We start from the raw sequence: 23566 nt of genomic DNA, 5'->3' as shown, positions 1-23566 counted from the left end.
AACTCTTTACTTGCAACCCCTTGGTTTATTGACTGAGGGGTTTTTTATTTTGACCACAAAATCCCAAAAAGTCAAAGAGCCAAATTTCAAATAAATTTCAAATTTCAATGTCTGATAATGTATACGATTTAGAAGAGCGAACATTCCAATTCGCCAAATCAATTCGATTGCGATTGATACTTGAGACAAATGACCAAGAATTTTCTAATGAGATTAAAACAAACTTTGATGAAACAACTGAATTGAAAAAGATATTATCTGCTATAATTAGTAAATCAAGTTAAGGTTTGATTCTTTGCATATTGCTTTTTGGAATTTGTTTGTGATTTATTATTTGAAACTTGGAGGCTTATAACGTATGAAATCAAATCAGCCCATTGGTATTTTTGATAGTGGTATAGGAGGCCTGACCGTAGCAAGAGCTGTGAAGAAGGTCTTACCCAATGAGTCACTCATATATTTTGGTGATACAGCTCACCTACCATATGGCGACAAATCAACAGCAGCTATTCAAGCATATTCAGTACGAATTGCAGAAATGTTACTTAAGAATAAATGTAAGGTAATCCTCATCGCATGTAATTCGGCATCTTCAGCTGCTTATGATTTAGTCACAGAATATGTGGGCAAAAGAGCGAAGGTTTTTGATGTAATAAATCCTACAGTTGATTTTATCCGAGAAAATCATTCAAATGAAAAAATTGGATTAATTGGTACTAAGCAAACGGTAACTGGAGGAGTATATGCTAAAAAAATAGATCAACTGAAACAGGATATTGAATTCACCTCTTTAGCAACACCATTGCTGGTACCTATGATAGAAGAGGGAATATATGATGATGAAATTAGTAAAAGTATCATTGCTAAATATCTGAATGACAGTAATTTAGATGGGATTAAATCACTTATTCTGGGATGTACCCATTATCCCATTATTAAAAATCAGATAGCAGATTATTACCATCAACTGAATAAGTCAGTTAGAATAATTGATTCAGCAGAGACGGTAGCATTAGCACTTAAATCATTTCTTGAATACAATCAATTGGTAAATAAGGGAGGTCATCCGTCCGATCAATTTTTTGTATCTGATTTCACCCATTCATTCGAAAAAACAACAAAAATATTCTTTAATAATGAGGTGAATTTGACACAATTACCGATTTGGGACGAATTAAACTAAATTACAATAATGAGAACATCGATACCTATCACCATCATCTTGTTCCTACTAAGTTGTTCTGTTTCTAAGCCTACTAAGACATTACACCCCTACACAGGTCAACAGCTGGGTTGTGGTAATTTTATCGCTTACAAACTCTCTGAGGACAACAATGAATACATCTCAATTTCATTCAATGCATCGAATGTAGAATTAGGGGCTAAGCAAAGTTATGGCATTGGTAAAGCCAGCATTGTTGAAGTGAAAAGAAAGAAATACGAAGGGCGAATTGATCAGTCTCTTTGCAATGATGTTATGATGGATAAGCCAGATATAATAATCGAAGAGTTGGCAACAGGTGGTATTGTCGAAATTCTAATAAGAGATGAAGAAATAGAAAAATCAAAAAATAATGAACCATACAATGTTACCATCATTCTTCGTGATGTCACATTTGAGGGTTCTGTAGTAGATTATTTACGAATTGAAAAAATTAATGTAGGATGGTTACCCGGATAATTACGCTTTCAACACTTTTATTTTTTACCACAAGTGGACTCATCGCACAAAAGCTTGCATGCGGCACACCTGAACCTACAAAGGAACAACTTGAACTATTCCAGCATTTAGGTAAAAACCGAAGTGCGTTTGATGCGAATAGAACAGCTTCTACCACTTCTCTTGCAATCGCCGCACATGTAATTAGAAGAGATGATGGAACGGGCGGATTAACGGAGACACAATTGAATGAAGCATTAGATAATTTGAATACCTTTTACAGCAACGCCGGATTATCATTTTTCTATTTGACAATTAACTACATTGATCAAACTCAATATTTTGATTTTATCACTTCTGATGAGGGAGAGATGACTTCAGCAAATAACTATGAAAATACGATCAATATATACTTTGCAAATAGTGTAGGTGATGGAGATGGGGGTTTCTTCTGTGGATATGCCTATTTTCCAGGTGGGCCTGATGTGATTTTAATGGACAATACATGTACCATGAATGGCTCTACTTTGCCTCATGAGGTAGGTCATTTTTTCGCACTTTATCATACACACGGCACTTCAAATACTGTTTTAACTGATGAATTAGTCACAAGAGGTACTGGAGCTAATTGCGATACTGCCGGTGACCAATTGTGTGATACAGCGGCTGATCCAAGACTTACTGGAAAGGTGGATGCCTCATGCCAATACACTCAAGCAGAAACAGATGCAAATGGCGAGGTTTTTACGCCCGATCCAACCAACATTATGTCATACTCCACGAAAGAATGCAGAGATAACTTCTCTAATGGTCAGTATGGAAGAATGAGTGATGCATACGCGAACAATAGAAACTACCTTCGACAATCCAATTATGTTGTGAATTTCACCTATGATGTGTCTACTGTATGTAGTGGTCAGGAAGTAAGCTTTACAAGCACATCTGTTAATGCAGACTCATATTCTTGGGTATTTGAGGGAGGGACTCCTGCGACTTCATCCGATGAAAACCCTGTAATCACTTACAATTCAGGTGGAGTTTTCAGTGTAGAGTTAACCATTACATCAGGAGAAAATACTGATTCGAAAACAGCAAGCAATGCAATTCAAGTGGATGAAGAATTAACATCTTCTATTACAGAAACTTCAGGCTCTTTTGAGGAAGCTGAAATTGTGGAGAAAATCTTAAACCCTGATGGTGGAATGACATGGGAGAAAAACACCTCCGTAAGCAGTGAGGGAACAAGTTCCATGTATATTGATTTTTATAATTATCAGGATCAATCTCAAGAAGACTATCTGGTGTTCGCAGTATTAAATACGTCTACTGAAAAGTCATTTGAATTAAACTTTGATTATGCCTACGCTCCATATAGTGAATCATTTTTCGACGGATTAGCGGTCGTTTACAAAGGTTCATGCGAAAGCACCTGGCAAACGGTCTATTTCAAAGAAGGAACAGATCTTCAAACGACTAGTTCTGCCACGACTGCTCAATTTGTGCCAACAGCTGCAGACTGGAAACAAGAATTTGTTTTGATCGAAATTCCAGAAGACAAGGATGTAGTTGAAATTGCCTTTAAGGGCATCAATGGATGGGGTAATGCACTTTATTTGGACAATTATTCGGTGGCTGCTGCTGGTGCTATATCCGTTTCAAGCCTTGATGTTCAAAATACATCATGTCCAGATTCAGACGATGGATCAATTACGATAACTGCTGCAGGAAATGGACCGTTCGAATACAGCTTGGATGGGGGCTCATTCTCAGAAATAAATGAATTTGATAATCTGGTAGTAGGTCAGTATGAAATATTGATTCGGGATATCAATCAAAACGAGATAAACAGAACGGTAGAAGTGTCCTTTCAAAATGATTATCCAGAAAAACCAGTTATTGAAACGGGGAATGCAGAGTTAGTTGTTCAAATAGATGCAAATCAAACGGTGCAATGGTATGTAAATGGAGAATTAGATGTTGACGCTACTTCTGCTGTTTTTTCTAATCCAGTGGCAGGAACTTATGAAGTAGAGATTTTAAATGGAAGTTGCGGAACAATATCAGATACATTTGAAGTGGAGGAGGTCTCTTTTCAGAGTATCAATGTAACCAATTCTTCCTGTCCGGATGTCGCTGATGGATCAGTCTCTATAGTGGCTGCCGGAACTGCTCCCTATGAATACAGTTTTAATAATTCTGAATTCGGTGATCAGAATGAATTTGAAAATCTTCAGCCAGGCTCATACATGGTGAGTATTAGAAATTTCATGAATAACAGCATAACCCAAACGGTAGAAGTATTAACCGATAATGACTATCCGGATAAACCAGTTATTGAAGAGGATGCGGGTGTTTTGAGTGTCGCCTTACTTGAAGGTCAAACAGCACAGTGGTATCTGGATGATGATTTACTTGCTGGTGAAACTTCTTCGAGTATTGATAACTTGACCTTTGGAGCATATACCGTTGAAGTGTCGAATGGTTCATGTGGTACATTCTCTGATCCATTTGATATCGTTTTATCAATAGATGAAATGAAGAAGCTAACAATAGCCCCAAATCCTGTCAGTGATCTGTTGACAATTAAGCTAGGAGACTATAGCAATGAATTGCCTGAAATACTGACTATTAGAGATATGGCTGGCCGTGTGATCGGCGAAAGAAAATTCACTCATTCCCTAGATGTAAGTGATTTAAAATCAGGTATTTACTTTCTGCAGTTTCAATTATCAAATCAAAACGTGGTTGAGCGTTTCGTGAAACAATAAAGAGCAGGTAAATTCGAGTGTGATTTCATTCGGCTTCTACCTGGGTTTCCTCTTGATTTTTGTAGTCTTTGCAGTATATGCAGAGCGAAAAACCGCTGCATTTATTCAAAATAGACTTGGCCCGATGGAAGTTGGGCCCAAGGGTATTCTCCAAACAATAGCTGATTTATTGAAGATGCTTCAGAAGGAGGATATTCGAGCAAATGCAGTAGATATTGTACCATTTCTGATTGCTCCATTTATCGTATTCGCGGCTGTATTCACTGGGTATTCAGTCCTGCCGCTTAATGGAGAATTATCCGGATCATCGATTTCATCCGGTATATTTTTTTTATTAGCCATTGTTTCCTTAGATGTTCTTGGTATTCTAATGGCTGGTTGGGCTTCAAATAACAAGTACAGCCTCTATGGGGCTATGCGAGCAGTTGCACAAATCGTTTCCTATGAAGTACCACTAGGTTTGAGTGTACTTTGTGTAATCATTCTAACCGGCACATTGAATCTGCAGACGGTTAGTTTACAGCAATTTGGAAATGGAATGCTTAGCTGGAATATTTTGCAGTATCCTGTCCTCATCATCCCTTTCATAATCTTCTTCATTTCAGGACTAGCTGAATCCAACAGAACGCCTTTTGACCTTCCTGAATCAGAGTCAGAGTTGATTGGTGGATATCATACCGAATATTCGGGATTCCGGTGGGGGATATTTATGCTCTCGGAATATGGCATGATGCTGCTACTTTCAATTTTGGGAGCTATACTGTTTTTTGGTGGATGGAATTCACCCTTTTCGAATATACTAGATGGACCCATTTGGGGAACATTTTGGTTACTAATCAAAGCATTACTTCTGATTTTTGTTCAGATATGGATTCGGTGGACGTTTCCACGACTTAGAGTAGATCAATTGATGAGTCTTTCGTGGAAATATCTAACTCCAATTGCTATTATCATGTTATTTGTTTGTTCATTATGGAAACTCTGGATAATAAGTTAGCAAGTGAGTTATTTCAATAACATAGCAGAAGGAGCGAAGACCACTTTAAAAGGAATGATCTTATCCATCAGATATTTCTTTCAAGCAAGACATAAACGCAAGAAAGAATGGGTAGGAGAAGATAACTATTTTGTCAAAGCCAATGGAACATTTACGGTCCAGTATCCGAAAGAGGAAATTCCGGTACCTGATAACGGACGTTATCAACTTCACAATGAGATTGATGACTGCATAGTTTGTGATAAGTGTGCAAAGATTTGTCCGGTTGATTGCATCGAAATTGAACCCGTGCGATCATCCGAGGTTTTCGGAAAGACTTCTGATGGTACGCCATTGAGGATACACGCTGCAAAGTTTGATATTGATATGTCTAAGTGCTGTTTCTGTGGCCTATGCACGGTGGTATGTCCTACAGAATGTTTGACAATGACCAAAGAATTTGATTTCAGTACAACTGATATCCTAGATCATAACTTTTCTTTTAGTAAAATGTCTGATTCTGAGATAGCTGAGAAAAAGAAAGAATTTGAAGAGCATCAAGCGCAAAAAACTAAAGCTAAACCGGTCCTCCCTGCAGAAAATAAGGATGAGGATGTAATGAAAAAGCCGACTGCAAAACCAGTGTTTAAACCTAGAATTCCTAAAAAGAAGTAATGATTATTGCTATTCAGATATTCATGGGACTATTGGTGCTTTTAGGTGTGATAATTATCCTTTTCACCCGGAATATTGTTCATGCAGCCTATGCACTTTGCCTTACGCTCATTGGTATAGCAGGGATTTACGTTTTGCTTTTGTCTGAATTATTGGCAGTGGTTCAAATCATGCTATACGCCGGAGGAGTCGTTATATTGCTTGCATTTGGTGTGATGATGACCAACCGTCTTCGGGGTGAAAAAGTATTATCTGGCTCCAGCAATCAATTCATTGGAGCGATACTATCCATTGGATTATTTGTTGGACTTACTTATTTGATTTCCTCCTTTCCTTTTGAAATAAAAATTGTTCCTGCCACAGATCAAATTGAAACGATCGGCAAATCATTTTTAACAGATCATATTGTTGCATTCGAGCTGATCGCCTTCATTTTGTTGGTGGCATTGGTTGGGGCGGCATACCTTGCAAAAAATGCAGCAAATGAGTGAAGAGTTCTTGACATACTACCTCTATTTGGCAGCATTTTTATTTTCTGCAGGTACCTATGTTGTACTTACTAAGCGCAATTCCATTTTTGTACTTATAGGAGTGGAGCTTATGCTAAATGGAGCTAACGTTGTATTGGCAGCCTTTTCACAATTTGACCCACAACTTAAGGGTCAAATATTCGCAATTTTCGCGGTGGTTCTCACCGTTTGTGAAGTATCTATTGCTTTGGCCATCCTATTGAATATCTACAGAAAGTATAAAGTTTCAAATCTGGATGAGCTTAATCAGCTAGGCAATACGAGATGATAGGATTGATGACCATATTGATCCTATTCTTACCACTTGTTGGAGGATTGGTTACATACCTTTCCAGTAGCAAAAAATATACAATTCTATCTCTTGGAATAGGATTTTTTTTATCGCTTTTCCTTTCATTAAGTGCATCGGATTTTGTCTGGCAGATAGAATGGTTACCTAAATATGAAATTGCTCTTGCGATAGATAATGTCTCTGCTGTCCTAATATGCGTGGTTTATTTGATATCACTCCTTGTTCAAATATTCTCGATCGAGTACATGAGTAAAGACAAAGGCATTGGCAGGTATTACGCTAAGCTTGGATTCTTTACTTTTTCAATGATTGGGCTGCTAATGGCTGATCACTTGATTCTCCTATTCGTTTTTTGGGAGCTCGTTGGTCTGGCAAGCTACCTGCTTATTGGCTTTTGGTATCAAAGAGAGGGAGTGCCGACCTCAGCAAAGCTGGCTTTTATGGTAAACCGAATTGCTGATGTAGCATTATTGGCGGGGATACTTCTCATCAATGCATCAGGATCACTTCAAATCTCAGAATTGAATATTACCTGGGCGTTTTTGCCATCAATTTTGATTGCTATTGGTGCTTTTGGGAAATCTGCACAATTGCCATTCTCTGGGTGGCTTACGAAAGCAATGGTAGGACCAACTCCGGTTTCTGCTTTAATTCACGCGGCGACAATGGTAGCAGCAGGGGTATATCTTCTGTTTAGAGTAGCTCCATTTTTACATCCAATGGCACTAACAATTGTTGCTTTCATTGGAGCCCTGACTGCTCTTTTTGGAGGTTTATCAGCATTGTTTCAGAATGATATAAAAAAGGTTTTGGCGTATTCAACGATATCACAACTTGGGTACATGGTTTTAGGTATTGGAGTGGGCGGTGCGAGTGCATCTGTTTTCCATTTATTTACGCATGCCTTCTTCAAAGCAGGATTATTTTTAGGAGCAGGAGCGATTATTCATTTCATGCATGAGACCAAAGTTGATGGGCAGGACATGAGAAATATGGGTGGATTAAAGAAGCAACTTCCATGGACTTTCAAAACGTTTTTGGTTTGTTCATTTGCTCTCGCTGGGCTGCCATTCTTTAGTGGCTTTATGTCTAAGGAAGGAATAATACTCGCAGCGTGGGAGTGGGCAGATCAACAGGGAATTTGGGGATACATTGTTTCAGATATTGCACTTATAACAGCATTCCTTACTGCACTGTATGTAGGACGGATGATTTTATTGGTATTTTTTGGAGAGGAGAGGGCACAGTTTTCAATGAAAATCACAGAGAGGTTTGCTTTGAAAATGCCGTTAATCATTCTTGCCATTGGATCCTTGTGGATTTTCTACAACTGGAACCCCCTTGCTCATGAAAGCTGGCTAAGTGCTATTTGGTCGAATCAATCCAATCATGCAGAAAGTATGGTTATTACGTTGTTGTCTGTCCTGATGGTTAGTTCTGGATTGTTTTTATCCTATGGACTTTTTAATCCCAAATCTTCATATTCATTGAACTATGCTACTCACCACGAACGATTCTCTATGTTGTCAAATGGATTTTACCTCACCCATTCATATGAGCTATTCGGTAAGTTCATGATACAAATAGCCCACGGGCTACAGAGGATAGATTTAAAAGTCATCGATGGTGTAGTTCATTTCATAGGTGTAGGGGTGGTTGTCTTTTCTAAAACCATTGCATTAGTTGATCGATTTGTAGTAGACGGGCCAGTTAATGCAGTGGCGTATTTATCTGGATTCATTGGAAGAAGGCTGGCTGGATTAAGCTCAATAAACATTCAAACCCAATTGGCATGGCTGCTGGTTGGGGTTCTTTTAATTTTAAGTTGGATTCTGTTTTTATAACACAGTATGCAAAACACCCTAACCTACATTTTTCTTTTCCCAATATTGGTGGCTCTGGTTATGCTATTCATTCCCGCAGAGAGATGGAAAATATTTAGAAGACTCTCTTTTGCAGCGGTTGCCATTCAATTGGTATTATCTGTGATTTTAGCACTAAGCTTTGATAAAGCTTTAACTTCTAGTAGTTGGTCCGGAATGTTCCAGTTTGTGGAGCAAACCGATTGGATAACCTTATCTCTTGGTACGTCTGGATCTCTTAAAATTCAATACTTCATTGGAGTTGATGGCATTAGTTTACCACTGGTGGTTCTATCATCATTTGTACTTTTGATAGGCGTTATCTCTTCCTGGAATATTCAAGAAAAAGCAAAAGGCTATTTTATTCTTTATCTGATATTAAGCTCAAGCATCATTGGCTGTTTTATAGCACTTGATTTCTTTTTATTCTACTTGTGCTTTGAGTTCATGCTTCTTCCAATGTTCTTTCTTATCGGAATTTGGGGAGGTAAGCGCAGGTCTTATGCTTCCATTAAATTTTTCCTATATACACTCCTAGGTTCATTATTTATCCTGGTTGTCATGATTGGCCTCTACTTAAGTGTAGTTGATGGTGATGCAAATACATTTAGTTTGGTGAAAATGATGGATGGAATGTACGAATCAGGATCTGTACTAGACCCAAATTCACCTCAGTTAATTTTCGGATATTCCGCGAGAGTCCTAGCCTTCATTTTTCTGATCATTGGATTTGGAATAAAACTTCCTGCTGTGCCAGTACACACCTGGCTGCCTGATGCCCATGTTGAAGCTCCAACACCTATTTCAGTGGTTCTTGCAGGTCTCTTACTTAAGGTTGGAGCCTATGGACTCCTAAGAATTGCATATGGTATTTTTCCGGACATTGCCATTGACTATGCTGGTTTGGTGGCAGTGATAGGCGTTCTGTCAATATTATACGGGGGGTTGAACGCATTGGCTCAGCGTGACCTTAAACGGATGGTTGCTTACTCTTCTGTCTCGCATATGGGATTTGTCTTGATTGGTTTAGCGTCTTTGACTGCCACAGGTTTTTCAGGTTCTTTGTTTCATATGATTTCACACGGACTTATTTCACCTGCATTATTTCTTATTGCTGGTGTCATATATGATAGAACAGGAAATAGAATGATGGAGAATTTCAGTGGTCTTGCAAGCAAAATGCCTGTTTATACCTTTTTCATGGCAATTTTCTTTTTTGCTGGATTAGGACTGCCGGGATTATCAGGGTTTGTTGGAGAACTCATGGTTTTGATGGGAGTATTTAAAAGTGGACTAATATCATTTGCTATTGGAATTCTTGCCACATTAGGAATTGCTATTTCGGCAGGATATTTCTTATGGACCATACAGCGAATGTTTTATGGTAAATACTTTGTAAGAGAATCTGCTTGGGAGCAGCATATGATAGATCTTACCATGATGGAAAAATTAATGTTGATCCCACTTGCCGTACTCGTGATTTTACTCGGAGTTTATCCTCGGTTGATGTTGGATTACTCTAATGAAACCATTGAATTTTTTATTGAGCATGTAAGCCGATTTAGTCAATGAGTTTAAATGATCAGCTTACCCACATTATTAATGACCTTCAGGGCGTTTGGACTGAAAGTACGTTAATCATTGGTGCGATTCTGATATTAATCCTTGGATTGATCAAGGAAAATAAATGGTTGTTAAAAGGAAGTTACATAGCTGTATTTGCTTTTTCATTTTACCTGAATATCGAAAACTCATTGAGTGGTGAAATCCTTGAAAGCAGTTTAACCATTTCCAAACCCTCAATACTTTTTGGATCACTTTTTCTGGTGATGACATTTTTGATCATCATCTTCCAAAGATCAATCAAGCATTTAGCTGAGTTCTATTTCTTCATTATTGCACTTCTTGTAGGAAGCATGTTCATGATGAAGGCCAATAGCTTATTGATCATCTATCTTGGAATTGAGTTGGCTTCTTTATCATCCTACATTCTCACAAACTTCTCCTTTAAAAAAATAGGTTTTGAAGCGGGAATAAAATATTTGCTTTTTGGAGCTATAAGCTCAGCCATGATGCTATTCGGATTGGGATTGATTTATGGGACGACAGGGACTTTCTCTTTATCAGAATGGGATGTTCAAACATTCGAGCTTTTATTGCCACAAGTAGGTTTTGTTTTGCTGTTAGTAGGAGTGTTCTTCAAAATTTCTTTGGCGCCTTCTCACATATGGGTCCCAGCTACCTATCAGGCGGCCCCTGCTGATGCTGCGGCTATCATGTCCATTGTTCCAAAGCTTTCAGGTCTTTTGTTACTGATGCGATTATTTGAAAGTGGGATTTTCGCAGACGGTCATTGGATATTTAAACTAGTTCTATCACTTGGAATGCTGACAATTATCCTTGGAACTCTTGGTGCATTAAGACAGCAAAATGCCCGAAGAATGATAAGTTTTGGCGCAATAGCTCATTCAGGTTTCCTATTGCCATTTGCTTTAATTTCAGATGTGGTTGATTCGTTTTGGTACTATTCGGTTGTGTATGCGATCATGAACTTAGGGGTATTCTTTATTTTGGATTCCTATGAAAAACAAGGCATTTATAGGATTGATGAATATGGCAAAACAAGTAAGCTCATATGGCCTGGTATCGCTTTGACGATCATCTTGGTTTCATTGGTCGGAATACCTCCAATGGCTGGGTTTACTGCTAAATTTGTTCTTTTTACCAGCCTTTGGGAGAACTATACCATCAGTACTCATTCCTATTTTCTAGGGTATTTAGTGGTTGCAGTACTTGCGACTGTTGGTTCGTTGTTCTTTTATCTCCAAATTCCAAAACAGATCTTTTTGAGTAAATCTTTAGATATTCACTCGATCAATTTCAAAAACTCAACGAAAATATTGGCAACTCTTTTCTGTATTGTCTTGTTATTGTTGTTCTTTGCACCACAGTTGGTAATGGAAGCACAACACTTGCTTAATAACGTCCATGAGTGACCCAATAAAACACGAATGTGGTATAGCCCACCTCCGCCTCAGGAAACCCCTCCAATATTATATTGACAAATACGGCTCGCCTGCCTATGCAGCCAAAAAGATGTACTTGCTTATGAAAAAGCAAAGTAATCGGGGACAAGATGGAGTAGGTGTGGCAAGTATCAAGATTGATTTACCACCCGGACTAAGATACATTTCCAGATACCGAACAATCAACTCAAATCCGATTGAGGAAATTTTCGGGAAGATTAGTAAGAAATACTATAAGGCAAAGAAAGATCCAGTAGGGGATGTAACTAATGCTCAGTGGTTAAAAGAAAATTATGCTTTCACTGGTGAGTCATGGTTAGGGCATTTGAGGTATGGCACCCATGGAAAAAATAGCATTGAAAACTGTCACCCATTTTTAAGGCAGAATAACTGGCGAAGTAGAAATTTGGTCATGGCTGGAAACTTCAACATGACCAACGTTGAAGAGCTCTTCAATATTCTGGTAGGTCTTGGACAGTTTCCAAAAGATAAAGTAGACACGGTGACCGTAATGGAAAAGATCGGTCATTTCCTTGACGAGGAAAATCAGCGAATCTTTGATAAATACAATGACACTTTGTCTAACGAAGAAATTACCTACAAAATTGAAGAGGAGATAGACCTGCAACGAGTACTTCATCGTTCGTGTCGTGATTTTGACGGTGGTTATGCGATGGCAGGCATTATCGGATATGGCGCTTCATTTGTTGCTCGGGATCCTGCCGGAATTAGACCAGCCTATTTTTATGCTGACGATGAAGTTGTGGTAGTAACCTCGGAAAAGCAGGCGATTAAAACTGCGTTTGGATGTGAGTACTCTGATATTCAGGAAATCAAACCTGGCAATGCGTTGATTATCTCCAAAGATGGTAGTTATGAACAAAAGCAATTCATAGAGCCAATCGAGAGAAAATCTTGCTCCTTCGAACGCATCTACTTTTCCAGAGGTACAGACCCTGATATCTACAATGAGAGAAAAAAACTTGGGGAGCTATTAGTCCCTCAAGTGTTAAAAGCTATCAACTTCGATCTTAAAAACACTGTCTTTTCTTACATACCCAATACCGCAGAGACTTCATTCCTTGGATTAATGCGAGGTATGGAGCAATATCTGATTGCTAAGAGAAAAGAAGTGATTTTGGAGGGGAAACCTTCCGCTGATTCCATTGAGGAAATGCTCAATTTCCAACCGAGAGTTGAAAAGCTCGTCTTAAAAGATGCCAAACTGAGGACATTCATCACTGATGATAGCAGTAGAGATGAGCTAGTATCTCATGTATATGATACCACCTATGAGGTGATCAATAAGCATACAGATACCCTCGTGATAATTGATGATAGCATCGTTCGAGGAACAACACTTGAGAAAAGTATTCTGACATTATTAGACCGACTCGAGCCTAAAAAAATTGTGATCGTTTCTTCCGCTCCTCAAATAAGATTTCCAGATTGTTATGGCATTGACATGAGTAAGATGAAAGATTTTCTTGCTTTTCGTGCCGTACTTGAGCTTTTAAAGGATCGCAATAAGGAAGAATTACTGGACGTAGTTTTTGATAAATGTTTGGCAAGCCAATCTGAAGAATACCCATCGAATCATGTAAATGGGTTGTATGAGCAGTTTTCTGATGAAGAAATATCTGAAAAAATCACAGAGATAGTTCAACCAAAAGATATGAAAGCAGAGGTTGAGGTGGTTTACCAAACCGTGCAGAATTTACACAAAGCCTGTCCAAATCACCTGGGTGATTGGTATTTCACTGGTGATTATCCTACTTCCGGAGGGAATAAGGTGGTAAATAAAGCCTTCATTAATTTCATGAAGGGAATTGAAGTTCGGGCTTATTAGCTAAAACAATTTCACCATTAAATCACTTTATGTGATATGAAGGTGAATGAAAACGAAATTCTATTCATTTATGATTCTGCAGACCTGCAGCAACGAGAAATTCTTGCGCATGCCACATGTTTAAAGAATTTTAAAATCAAAGAGTTTGATATTCAAAAAGAACAATTGACTCAATTACAACTTTTAAGTTTGACAAAAAGACTGAATGTTCAAGTAAAGGATCTTATAAGTTCTGACTTTGAACTACAGATTAGTGGGGTAATGGATTTAGATACACATGATTTTCTGGATTACTTATCTTCCAATTTGAAAATGCTTAGAACGCCCATTTTGGTTTATCATGACCATGCCAGGTTCGTTGATTCTCAATATGAACCCTTAAAGAATGAAGGACTGAACAAAAGGACCAATGTGAGATCCTCAAACTCAAAACCAGAATAGTACTATTCTACTTTTATAGGCAGGTCTGTCCCATATTTCTTGACAATCCATTGTTCTCCGTATACTGAGCTGTATTGAATTTCTATTTCAGGATACGCTAATCGGGTTGTGTCACTTCCGGAAAACCATGACCAGAGTATAGCTGCATTAAGACTATCGTCTATAGATTGAACAAGATTGATCTGATTTCCTGCAGGAACAAGCCGGCCTTTGCTGATATTGGAATATCCGAATCTCGTCAACGAATCCTCTTTCTTGATAACCTCTTGAGCAAAGTCCGCAGGGTCCATTTGAAGCACACTGTCTTTGTAAATCAGCTTAACTTCTTCAATAAATGCCGGACCTATGCCATTATTGATAAGAATTAATTTGTAAGTGTCATCGTTAGATGAATTCCATATTTCCAGATACGGTAACACAGATGCATACTGCTGTTTCCGGAATAGATTTGTTTGATAGACAATTACAAAAAGTGTACCTAGTGATGCTAAAATCGCTACTACACCTACCCATCGATCGGAGGACCATTCTTTCATGCAGCTAAAATAGCTACATCTAAGAATATGTTATACAGAGAAGCTTTCTCCACATCCACAGGTTCGGGATGCGTTTGGATTGACGAATTGAAATCCTTTTCCATTTAGTCCATCAGAGAAATCAAGAGTGGTGCCAAGCAAATAGAGCAGACTTTTTTTATCGACGAGAATTTTGACGCCTTTATCTTCAAAGACTTCATCGGAAGCTTGAACTTCAGGATCAAAAGAAAGGTCATACATGAGTCCTGAACAACCCCCACCTTTGACACTGACTCGGATGTTATGATCCAAGGACTTTCCTTCGTTACCAAGAAGGGTAACAATCTCTTCTCTCGCTTTATCTGTCACACTTATCATCAGGCTACTGGGTTTAAAACAATACTAAATACTGTCAGGTTATTCATATCTCTTCCGTAGTACAATTTGTCCATGGCGTCATACATGTTTTTTGCGCGGAAATAAGAAGTCTGCAATTCATTCATCCCTTTGGTCATCCACTGGATTGTAAATGAGCTTTCCTTGTCTTTATGGGTACGGACATAATCCAGCATTTTATGCAAAACATCTGTCTTATCAAATCCAATTATGGACTTGAACAAGAAAGACTGATTATGCCTGGGATTAATGGTGATCAAATCCAATTTTGTTTTACCATCATTGTTGGCAAACTCAAAGATTACCTCATCACTCCTCAGTCCCAGGAAGTTTTTTATCTCATTTTGAATCTTAGCAGACTCTACGTGAATGTCAGATCGTAGCTCCATTTCCTTTAATTAATCGGTAAACTTTTCAGATCGACTGAAAGTTCCTGCATTTTTGCAAAATTACTTAATTGATTGAGTTTATGTGGAAAAACGTAGAGCATATTGGTATTGCTGTCAAGGATTTAAAAGGTGTAAATGAAATTTATACCAAATTGTTTGGTGAACCTCCTTATAAAATGGAGTCCGTAGAAACGGAGCAGGTGGATACTTCCTTTTTCAAGGTTGGTCAAACTAAAATTGAGTTTTTAAGTGCGTCCGATAAGAACAGTGCAATTGCCAAATTCATCGAGAAGAGAGGGGAAGGCATTCATCATATCGCATTTGAGGTGGAGGATATTCATTATGAACTAAAGCGTCTTCAGGAAGAAGGATTTCAGTTTACTCGACCGGATGTGTTTAAGGGAGCAGACAATAAGTTAGTATGCTTTGTTCATCCCAAATCAGCCAATGGTGTATTGGTAGAGTTGTGTCAGGAAATTAAATAACTTTTTCACCACAAAGAACACAGAGTTTTTTCGCGGAGATCTCTGAGCTCTTTGAGAAGTTCTCAGTTCTCTCTGCGGTTAGATAAAAATAGAATGAGTGAAGAAAAGCGTACAGAAATAGGCGAGATTGGTGAATTTGGTCTGATTGATCGAATAGCTGAAAAGTTTGAGCCAAAAAATAAAAAGACTGTAAAAGGGATAGGAGATGATACAGCCGTATTTGATCTTGGAGATAAATATCTCCTCACTACCACAGACATGCTATTAGAAGGAGTTCATTTTGACCTTTCATACATGCCATTGCCTCACCTGGGTTATAAGGCGGTAGCTGTAAACGTATCTGATATTGCAGCTATGAATGGGACACCAACTCAAATTACTGTCAGCTTGGGTTTAAGCAATCGATTTTCTGTTGAAGCTGTTGAGGCGATATATGAGGGGATAAAAGCAGCATGTGATGAATATAATGTCGATTTGGTGGGTGGTGATACTACTTCATCAGCCTCTGGTTTGGTGATATCAGTAACTACGCTTGGCGAAGTAGACAGAGATAAAATTGTCTATAGAAATGGAGCGATGGAAAATGATATTCTATGTGTGACCGGCGATCTGGGAGGAGCATTTGTAGGCCTACAGGTATTAGAGCGGGAGAAACAGGAATACGTGGCAAATCCTGATATGCAGCCCAAATTAGAAAAGTATGATTATGTCGTGGGTAGGCAATTAAGGCCAAGAGCTCGAATGGATATCATACATGAATTCAGGGATTTAGGTGTTCAACCAACATCAATGATTGATGTGTCGGATGGTTTAGCATCTGAGGTGTTTCATATTTGCAAACAATCTGGCTTAGGCGTAGCGATCTATGAAGACAAACTCCCGATAGAGAAACAAGCTTATGAAACAGCAGCTGAATTTAGCATTGATCCAAACTCTTGTGCGATGAATGGAGGAGAAGACTATGAGCTTCTATTTACGATTGGTCAGGATGACTTTGAAAAGATTAAAAACCATTCGGATATCCATACGATTGGATACATGCAGGCTAAAAGCAAAGGGAAAACATTTGTAACCAGGAGCCAGAATGTGGTAGAACTACAGGCCCAGGGATGGAGGCATTTTTGAATTTTCATAATCTACTTGCCTCTCTTTAATGAATTGTTGACAATTCTTTTTATTGCCAAGAAATAAGAGCACGTCACCCTTATAAACTCTCCATTCTTTATCGTCTTTGTTGTATGACAAAGTAAATGGATGCGTTTTCAAACGACTATTGAAATTCATGAATAAATCAGTTGATGACTGAGCGCAAAAATTGCTGATCAAAACTTTAATATGTTGCATAATGAATTTAAAATCGTGTATAAAAAAAAGGGCCGTTGGAAAAGCTCCAGACGGCCCAATCACCTAATCACTACTACTACTATTCTTAATAACTTACTTTCCTACAATTAGTTTTACCGAAAGGTCAATTTTATCTTCAATTACATTGTCGCCAAGGTTATCAAAGAAGGAATCTGATCCATATCTAACATCAAATTTTGACCTGTCAAAGCTTAGATCTGCCATAGCTTCATAATTACCACCTGCTTCTTTGATGGTAGCCGGGAATGATATTGTCTCGGTTTTTCCCTTAATCGTTACTTCTCCTGTGATATCATATGTGTTATTACCAGTGCTTTTTGCTTCAGTAATTACAAAATTTGCTGTTGGGAATGTTTCAACGCCAAAGAAATCGTCAGACTTTAAGTGTCCTTCTAGTTTAGCTTTCCACTCTCCCGAAAGATCAGTGTCTTCAAGAGTAGTCATATCGATTACAAATGAACCACCAGTCAATTTATTGTCATCCATCTGCAAGGCACCTTCTTTTAATTTTAAGGTTCCTGTATGACTTTTACCTACAACTTTTTTTCCTGTCCAGGTAATTACACTCTCTGTTGTATTTACCTTCATTTCCTTAGCTTCACCGCTAAGTAATGCTGCGAAAATGATAAATGCTTTAATCATGGTTTTGTGTGTTTAATGTTCTCTTCAAAATAAATGTATATACATATAATGTACAAGCTTGAAACGATTTAAGTTCAATATTGTTTCCATAATTTTGAAAAAAAATAGAAAACATGATTGAGGTAGGGAAGACGCTGGTTTCTGATGATGTGATTGAAGAAGCTTTTGTTTGTGATTTGACTAAATGTAAAGGAGCCTGCTGTGTGGAAGGCGACCTGGGAGCACCACTGCTTGAGGAAGAATTGGATGAAATTGATAAGGTGATAAATTTAGTAAAACCTTACCTCACAGATGAAGCAATTGCGGTACTGGAAAAGGAGGGGGGCTACTTGCTGGATGAGGATGGTGACCTGTCCACTACCACCATAAACGGAAAGGAATGTGCATTCGCCTTCTATGATGAAAACAAAATCTTGAAGTGTAGCATTGAACAGGCACATAAGGAAGGTAAGACTAATTGGAAGAAACCGATTTCTTGTCACTTATATCCGATTCGAGTAGCTAAACTGCCCGATTTTGAGGCACTGAATTACGATCGTTGGCAAATCTGCTCACCAGCCTGTGATCTGGGCAAAGAACTGAAAGTTCCAGTTTATAAATTCCTAAAGGAGGCATTGATCCGAAAATACGGAACGGACTGGTACGAGGAGTTGGTTGAGAAGGTCGAAAAATAAAACCCGACCTAAAGTAAGGAAATGAAGACGATGTTTTTTGAGGGTATACTTTTTAAGGAACTTATTTAGAAAGTATTCCCAATCGTTCTCCCATCAAAAGATGCATGTAAGAACTGCCATCTTCTTTCATCGGTGCATCTAAAGTGAATTGAACACCTTCCTGAAAGATCATGATAAAATCAGATCCGCCAAATGCAAAATGTCCAAGCATGTCACCTTTCTTAACTTTCGCTCCCGGAACGACATTTGATTCGAAATTTACTGATCCAACAACCACCATGCCTATAGGTAGGAGTGCGACAAGTCCATAATTTTCAGTTTCAAGGATGACACATCCTCTGGTTTCAACAGTCTGCCAGCCGGTTTTGGCGGTAGGGTTAAATACATATTGATTACTTTCATTGTCCCACGATAGTTCTCCTCCAGTTGGATTGATTCCTTGTATTATTCGTGCTTCTTTGATGGTTCCACCCATGGGAAAGTGGTATCTGTGGTAGTCATTGACATTTAGGAAAGAATGAGTAAACGTTCCATTTGCAAATGCATCCTTATATTCACTGTCTTCGCCTATCAGATTTACAATGGATCTTAGTCTTGCAGATTTTACCAAAATCCCATCCTTATCTACAAGCATGGAGCTGCTATCAATCGCCCAAACACCTTGTGGTTCAGAATCGGCAAATGATGCTACAATGGAGTCTGCCTCAGGACTAGCGACAGGACGCATATCGGGTGATTTAAGATAACGTGCAAAGAAATCATTGAACGTATTCCAATTGGATGGATCTTCATACCAGCCATTTTGTAATCCGAAATTCGGATCATTAAGAGCCATTTCGTAATACGATTCATTCCACGAATCTTCTGTATCGAGATAGCTACCCCATGATTTACTGAATGTGACCAGCCATTCAGCAAATGGACCATAGTATTGCAAGGAGTTATTCACTAATCCTTTTCCTTCCAACTCTGGTAATGGTTGATCGATCAGGAAATAAAAGGTACATAATCCCTGAAAGATATGATCAAAGATTTCCGGGTATTCCTCTTTTTTAAGTAAAGCCCATGGTACCGTCGTTTCTGCCCACGAGACAAAACGATAATATTCCTCAAGGTTTTGGGCAGGGTTGGTGTTAGGATCAGAGTTAATTGCTTTTGCCCTAGCTAAAGATGATTCAACAAGTCCTTTCAATTCAACGTCACTATCTAAAAGTGCAATAAGTTCTTGAGTGGCTTCCCCATATTGAATTTCTTCATCCGGAGTTGTACAAGAGAAAGTAATGATAATAAAGAGAATAACCGAAAGTAAGAAGCGTAGTGATCTCATGTTTATAGGATTGGTAATAACTCTAAAGATAGCTAAGAGCAAGTATAATGGTGAAGTTCTTTTTGCACATAATTATCTAGTATCAATCAGAGTTGAGATGCTTTAGATTCTCTATCGCAGATTTAAAGAAATAAAAAACCCTCACTGTTTTCCGATGAGGGTTTTCAATTCCCCTCCTGGGAGGGGTAGGTTCTTCCACCCAACCAATTATTTCAGCACACTAAAATCCCAGGTGTCTAAATACTTGGTCGTAAACTTCCCGGATCTAAATGCCTTGTCATCCATCATTGCAAGATGGAATGGAATCGTGGTTTTAATCCCCTCGATCACCGTCTCCTCCAAAGCACGCTTCATTTTAATGATCGCCTCTTCTCTTGTCTGCGCACTCACAATCAACTTACCGATCATAGAGTCATAGAAAGGTGGAATGGTATAGCCTGCGTACACATGGCTATCAATTCTCACTCCATGACCACCAGGGAAGTGAAGGTTTGTGATCTTCCCAGGACTAGGACGGAAACCATTCGCAGGATCTTCCGCATTTATTCGTACTTCAATCGAGTGCAACTGCGGATAGTAGTTTCGACCTGAGATTGGCTCTCCGGCAGCAACTTTGATCTGCTCTTTGATCAAGTCATAATCCGTTACCTCCTCAGTGATTGGATGCTCCACCTGAATACGAGTATTCATCTCCATAAAGAAGAAGTCTCCGTGCTTGTCTACAAGGAATTCCACCGTACCAGCTCCTTCGTATTTGATGGCTTCTGCTCCTTTAATGGCAGCAGCACCCATTTTCTCTCTCAATTCCTGAGATACGATAGGGGATGGGGTCTCTTCGATAAGTTTCTGGTGCCTTCTCTGAATGGAACAGTCTCGTTCGGAGAGATGGCATGCTTTACCATTACTGTCTCCAACAATTTGTATTTCAATATGACGCGGTTCTTCCACAAATTTCTCCATGTACATCCCGTCATTGCCGAAAGATGCCGCAGCTTCCTGACGTGCACTGTCCCAGGCTTTTTTGAATTCCTTCTCTTCCTTGATCAGTCGCATCCCTTTGCCACCACCACCAGCGGTCGCTTTGATCATCACCGGGTAGCCAATCTCTTTTGCGAGACTCATGCCTTGTTCAGCGGATTCAAGCAACCCTTCAGATCCTGGTACAACGGGAACACCAGCAGCAATCATGGTGGCTTTAGCTGTTGCTTTATCACCCATTTTACTGATCATCTCCTCACTTGCCCCAATGAACTTGATGTTGTTTTCGGCACATACACGTGAAAATTCAGCATTCTCAGATAAGAACCCATATCCCGGGTGGATTGCATCTGCATTGGTTACTTCTGCAGCTGCTATGATGTTAGGAATCTTTAAATATGAGTCCTTACTAGCAGCAGGTCCAATACAAACGGCCTCATCAGCAAATCGTACATGCAAACTTTCAGCATCGGCTTTCGAATAAACTGCCACCGTCTTGATGCCCATCTCCTTACACGTACGAATAATGCGAAGAGCAATCTCACCTCTATTGGCAATTAATATCTTATTAAACATATTTGGCATGTTTATGCAGGTTCAACAAGGAATAGTGGCTGATCGTACTCTACTGGCTGAGCATTATCAACCAATACTTTCACGATTTTTCCAGACACTTCAGATTCAATCTCATTGAATAATTTCATTGCTTCGATAATACAAACTGTATCACCAACTTTTACAGAGCTACCCACTTCAACAAATGCAGGTGATTCTGGATTAGCGGATCGATAGAATGTTCCAATCATTGGAGACTTGATCTCAACCAGGTTCCCACCGGAAGTTGTATCGCCACCTCCATCAGCTGCGGGAGCAGGAGCAGGTGCTGCCTGTGGAGCTGGAGTTGCTGCAGGAGCTGGAGCTGCCTGAACAGCAGGAGCTGCTGCAACTATTTGTTGCTCTGCACTTCGCTTGATGCTCACCTTGATATCATCGGTCTCAATATTTACTTCTTCCAATCCAGATTCAGAAAGGAAACTGATTAATTCTTGAATTTCTTTCGCCTTCATAGGTTAATTGTTGATTAAAAAATCTTAAGAACTAAGGTAATAAAATTTCTCTCGTACGAGCACATATTATTTTACACGCTCGACATATGATCCATCAACGGTGTTGATTTTTATCACTTCATCTTGCTCAATGAACATAGGTACCTGAATAGTAGCCCCTGTCTCAACTACAGCATTTTTTGTGGCATTTGTTGCGGTATTGCCTTTTACTCCAGGATCAGCCTGTGTGACAGTCATGATCACATGTTGTGGTAACTCACAGCCTAAAATTTTCTCCTCTTCAGCATGAAATAGAATATCTACTTCCTGACCATCTTTTAAGAATTTAGGAGCATTAATTAAAGACTCCTGAACAGCTATTTGCTCGTAGGTATTGGTATCCATGCAGTGATAGCCCATATCGTCTTTGTAAAGGAATTGATAAGGCCTTCTTTCCACACGCGCCGTAGTGATTTTATGACCAGCAGAAAATGTATTGTCAATGACTTTGCCGGTTGTAATGCTTTTGAGTTTGGTTCTCACAAACGCTGGACCTTTACCTGGTTTCACATGTTGAAATTCTACAACACTAAACAGATCGTGGTTAAATTCTATCACCAATCCGTTTTTGATGTCTGATGTAGTTGCCATGAAATTATTATTTGGTTAGTTATTTAGGATCGTATGCCCATTTCACCCAGATTGCTCCCCAGGTAAAACCGCCACCAAAGGCAGCCAATATTAAGTTGTCTCCCTTTTTTAATTTGCTCTCGTAATCAAATAAGCATAGAGGAATAGTGCCGCTGGTTGTGTTACCATATTCCTGAATGTTTAGCATCACTTTATCTTCTCCAACACCCATTCGATTGGCCGTGGCGTCAATGATTCTCTTATTCGCCTGATGAGGAACAAGGTAAGACACATCATCAGAAGTCAGATTGTTTCGCTCCATTACCTGAGCGGCTACATCGGCCATGTTTTTAACTGCAAACTTGAAAACCGTAGAACCCTCTTGATATGCAAAGTGCTCCCTGTTTTTCACTGTTTCTTCAGATGCAGGGCGTCTGCTGCCACCGGCTTTCATATGAAGGAATGGCTCACCAGAACCATCTGATTTAAGAATCGAATCTTTGATTCCAAATTCTTCTTCTGTAGGCTCTAGCATAACAGCCCCAGCTCCATCACCAAATATGATGCATGTAGCTCTATCCGTGTAGTCAATGATAGAAGACATTTTGTCAGCACCAATAACTACTACTTTTTTGTATTTACCTGTCTCAATGAATTGTGAGCCAGTGACTAATGCGTAAAGGAATCCGGAACATGCCGCCTGAACGTCATATCCAAAAGCATTTACTGCTCCAATTTTATTGGAGATGATATTAGCGGTAGCAGGAAAAACAAGATCTGGTGTTGTGGTAGCACAAATTACCAGATCAATTTCTTCTGCTTTTGTATTGGTTTTTTCAAGTAGCCCCTCAACAGCTTTTATGGCCATCACTGAGGTCCCCTGATTCTCACCTTTTAAAATATGTCTCTTTTTGATGCCCGTTCGTGAAGTGATCCACTCATCGTTGGTATCCACTATCTTTTCAAGGTCTTTGTTGGTGAGTACGTCCTCAGGAACGTATCCGTGAACGCCTGTAATGGCTGCTTGAATTTTAGGCATC

At 39.1% G+C, this 23566-nt stretch carries 25 protein-coding genes; 16 read left to right on the top strand and 9 right to left on the bottom strand.

Annotated elements, in window-relative coordinates:
- The first annotated feature begins 107 nt into the window (after positions 1-107).
- The 13 genes from ACOMC3_RS09825 (at position 108) to ACOMC3_RS09765 (ending at position 14079) form a co-directional block, all read left to right on the top strand.
- Positions 108-284 (top strand): hypothetical protein, encoded by a 177-nt coding sequence (locus tag ACOMC3_RS09825; protein WP_420315707.1) that lies wholly within the window; start codon positions 108-110, stop codon positions 282-284.
- A gap of 74 nt (positions 285-358) precedes the next feature.
- A complete protein-coding gene (murI, locus tag ACOMC3_RS09820) occupies positions 359-1183 on the top strand; it encodes a glutamate racemase (RefSeq protein WP_420315706.1) in 825 nt (274 codons plus the stop codon).
- Between the two features lie 9 nt (positions 1184-1192).
- Complete coding sequence (locus tag ACOMC3_RS09815) at positions 1193-1681, top strand: hypothetical protein (protein ID WP_420315705.1); 489 nt, start codon at positions 1193-1195, stop codon at positions 1679-1681.
- Positions 1666-4428 carry a T9SS type A sorting domain-containing protein gene (locus tag ACOMC3_RS09810; protein ID WP_420315704.1) on the top strand — a complete coding sequence of 921 codons (2763 nt, stop codon included), beginning with the start codon at positions 1666-1668 and terminating at the stop codon, positions 4426-4428. The genes ACOMC3_RS09815 and ACOMC3_RS09810 overlap by 16 nt, the downstream gene beginning before the upstream one ends.
- Positions 4429-4447: 19 nt before the next feature.
- Complete coding sequence (nuoH, locus tag ACOMC3_RS09805) at positions 4448-5425, top strand: NADH-quinone oxidoreductase subunit NuoH (protein WP_420315703.1); 978 nt, start codon at positions 4448-4450, stop codon at positions 5423-5425.
- 3 nt (positions 5426-5428) lie between these two features.
- Entirely contained in the window at positions 5429-6079 is a 651-nt protein-coding gene (locus ACOMC3_RS09800) for a 4Fe-4S dicluster domain-containing protein (RefSeq protein ID WP_420315702.1), read from the top strand.
- Positions 6079-6570 (top strand): NADH-quinone oxidoreductase subunit J, encoded by a 492-nt coding sequence (locus ACOMC3_RS09795; protein ID WP_420315701.1) that lies wholly within the window; start codon positions 6079-6081, stop codon positions 6568-6570. The genes ACOMC3_RS09800 and ACOMC3_RS09795 overlap by 1 nt, the downstream gene beginning before the upstream one ends.
- Entirely contained in the window at positions 6563-6877 is a 315-nt protein-coding gene (gene nuoK, locus ACOMC3_RS09790) for an NADH-quinone oxidoreductase subunit NuoK (protein ID WP_420315700.1), read from the top strand. The genes ACOMC3_RS09795 and nuoK overlap by 8 nt, the downstream gene beginning before the upstream one ends.
- An 8-nt stretch (positions 6878-6885) precedes the next feature.
- Positions 6886-8745: an NADH-quinone oxidoreductase subunit L gene (locus tag ACOMC3_RS09785; protein WP_420315699.1), complete on the top strand. Its 1860-nt coding sequence runs from the start codon at positions 6886-6888 to the stop codon at positions 8743-8745.
- A gap of 6 nt (positions 8746-8751) precedes the next feature.
- Positions 8752-10335, top strand: a complete 1584-nt coding sequence (locus ACOMC3_RS09780) for a complex I subunit 4 family protein (RefSeq protein ID WP_420315698.1) — start codon at positions 8752-8754, stop codon at positions 10333-10335.
- The gene (locus ACOMC3_RS09775; protein ID WP_420315697.1) at positions 10332-11759 is read left to right on the top strand and encodes an NADH-quinone oxidoreductase subunit N; all 1428 of its coding nucleotides are present in this window, start codon (positions 10332-10334) and stop codon (positions 11757-11759) included. Before ACOMC3_RS09780 ends, ACOMC3_RS09775 begins: the two co-directional genes overlap by 4 nt.
- Positions 11752-13638 (top strand): amidophosphoribosyltransferase, encoded by a 1887-nt coding sequence (locus ACOMC3_RS09770; protein ID WP_420315696.1) that lies wholly within the window; start codon positions 11752-11754, stop codon positions 13636-13638. The genes ACOMC3_RS09775 and ACOMC3_RS09770 overlap by 8 nt, the downstream gene beginning before the upstream one ends.
- Positions 13639-13674: 36 nt before the next feature.
- Complete coding sequence (locus tag ACOMC3_RS09765; protein ID WP_420315695.1) at positions 13675-14079, top strand: hypothetical protein; 405 nt, start codon at positions 13675-13677, stop codon at positions 14077-14079.
- Positions 14080-14081: 2 nt separating this feature from the next.
- Here ACOMC3_RS09765 and ACOMC3_RS09760 read toward each other — a convergent pair whose 3' ends face one another.
- The 3 genes from ACOMC3_RS09760 to ACOMC3_RS09750 are packed head-to-tail and all read right to left on the bottom strand — an operon-like array spanning position 14082 to position 15379.
- The gene (locus tag ACOMC3_RS09760) at positions 14082-14615 is read right to left on the bottom strand and encodes a hypothetical protein (protein ID WP_420315694.1); all 534 of its coding nucleotides are present in this window, start codon (positions 14613-14615) and stop codon (positions 14082-14084) included.
- A gap of 30 nt (positions 14616-14645) precedes the next feature.
- The gene (locus ACOMC3_RS09755) at positions 14646-14972 is read right to left on the bottom strand and encodes a HesB/IscA family protein (RefSeq protein WP_420315693.1); all 327 of its coding nucleotides are present in this window, start codon (positions 14970-14972) and stop codon (positions 14646-14648) included.
- Positions 14972-15379: a hypothetical protein gene (locus ACOMC3_RS09750; protein WP_420315692.1), complete on the bottom strand. Its 408-nt coding sequence runs from the start codon at positions 15377-15379 to the stop codon at positions 14972-14974. The genes ACOMC3_RS09755 and ACOMC3_RS09750 overlap by 1 nt, the downstream gene beginning before the upstream one ends.
- 80 nt (positions 15380-15459) lie before the next feature.
- Between ACOMC3_RS09750 and mce the strand changes: the two genes are divergently transcribed.
- The gene (mce, locus tag ACOMC3_RS09745; protein ID WP_420315691.1) at positions 15460-15864 is read left to right on the top strand and encodes a methylmalonyl-CoA epimerase; all 405 of its coding nucleotides are present in this window, start codon (positions 15460-15462) and stop codon (positions 15862-15864) included.
- Positions 15865-15957: 93 nt separating this feature from the next.
- Positions 15958-16989: a thiamine-phosphate kinase gene (gene thiL, locus ACOMC3_RS09740; protein ID WP_420315690.1), complete on the top strand. Its 1032-nt coding sequence runs from the start codon at positions 15958-15960 to the stop codon at positions 16987-16989.
- Positions 16990-17301: 312 nt separating this feature from the next.
- On the opposite strand, the gene ACOMC3_RS09735 is transcribed toward thiL, so the two are convergent.
- Positions 17302-17871: a YceI family protein gene (locus tag ACOMC3_RS09735; RefSeq protein ID WP_420315689.1), complete on the bottom strand. Its 570-nt coding sequence runs from the start codon at positions 17869-17871 to the stop codon at positions 17302-17304.
- 113 nt (positions 17872-17984) lie between these two features.
- Between ACOMC3_RS09735 and ACOMC3_RS09730 the strand changes: the two genes are divergently transcribed.
- Entirely contained in the window at positions 17985-18545 is a 561-nt protein-coding gene (locus tag ACOMC3_RS09730) for a DUF3109 family protein (RefSeq protein ID WP_420315688.1), read from the top strand.
- Between the two features lie 61 nt (positions 18546-18606).
- Here the strand turns inward: ACOMC3_RS09730 and ACOMC3_RS09725 are convergent, their stop codons facing one another.
- The 5 genes from ACOMC3_RS09725 to ACOMC3_RS09705 all read right to left on the bottom strand — a co-directional run bounded on the left by ACOMC3_RS09725 (position 18607) and on the right by ACOMC3_RS09705 (position 23565).
- Entirely contained in the window at positions 18607-19872 is a 1266-nt protein-coding gene (locus ACOMC3_RS09725) for a phosphatidylserine decarboxylase (protein WP_420315687.1), read from the bottom strand.
- A 207-nt stretch (positions 19873-20079) separates the two neighbouring features.
- Complete coding sequence (accC, locus tag ACOMC3_RS09720) at positions 20080-21426, bottom strand: acetyl-CoA carboxylase biotin carboxylase subunit (RefSeq protein WP_420315686.1); 1347 nt, start codon at positions 21424-21426, stop codon at positions 20080-20082.
- 11 nt (positions 21427-21437) lie between these two features.
- Complete coding sequence (accB, locus tag ACOMC3_RS09715) at positions 21438-21917, bottom strand: acetyl-CoA carboxylase biotin carboxyl carrier protein (RefSeq protein WP_420315685.1); 480 nt, start codon at positions 21915-21917, stop codon at positions 21438-21440.
- Positions 21918-21983: 66 nt separating this feature from the next.
- Complete coding sequence (gene efp, locus ACOMC3_RS09710) at positions 21984-22547, bottom strand: elongation factor P (RefSeq protein WP_420315684.1); 564 nt, start codon at positions 22545-22547, stop codon at positions 21984-21986.
- 19 nt (positions 22548-22566) lie between these two features.
- A complete protein-coding gene (locus ACOMC3_RS09705) occupies positions 22567-23565 on the bottom strand; it encodes a beta-ketoacyl-ACP synthase III (protein WP_420315683.1) in 999 nt (332 codons plus the stop codon).
- Position 23566 lies beyond the last annotated feature (1 nt).

Source organism: Ekhidna sp., from assembly GCF_965212185.1.
In the GTDB taxonomy this organism is placed as follows: Bacteria; Bacteroidota; Bacteroidia; order Cytophagales; family Cyclobacteriaceae; genus Ekhidna.
This window is presented reverse-complemented; position numbering and strand designations above follow the sequence as displayed.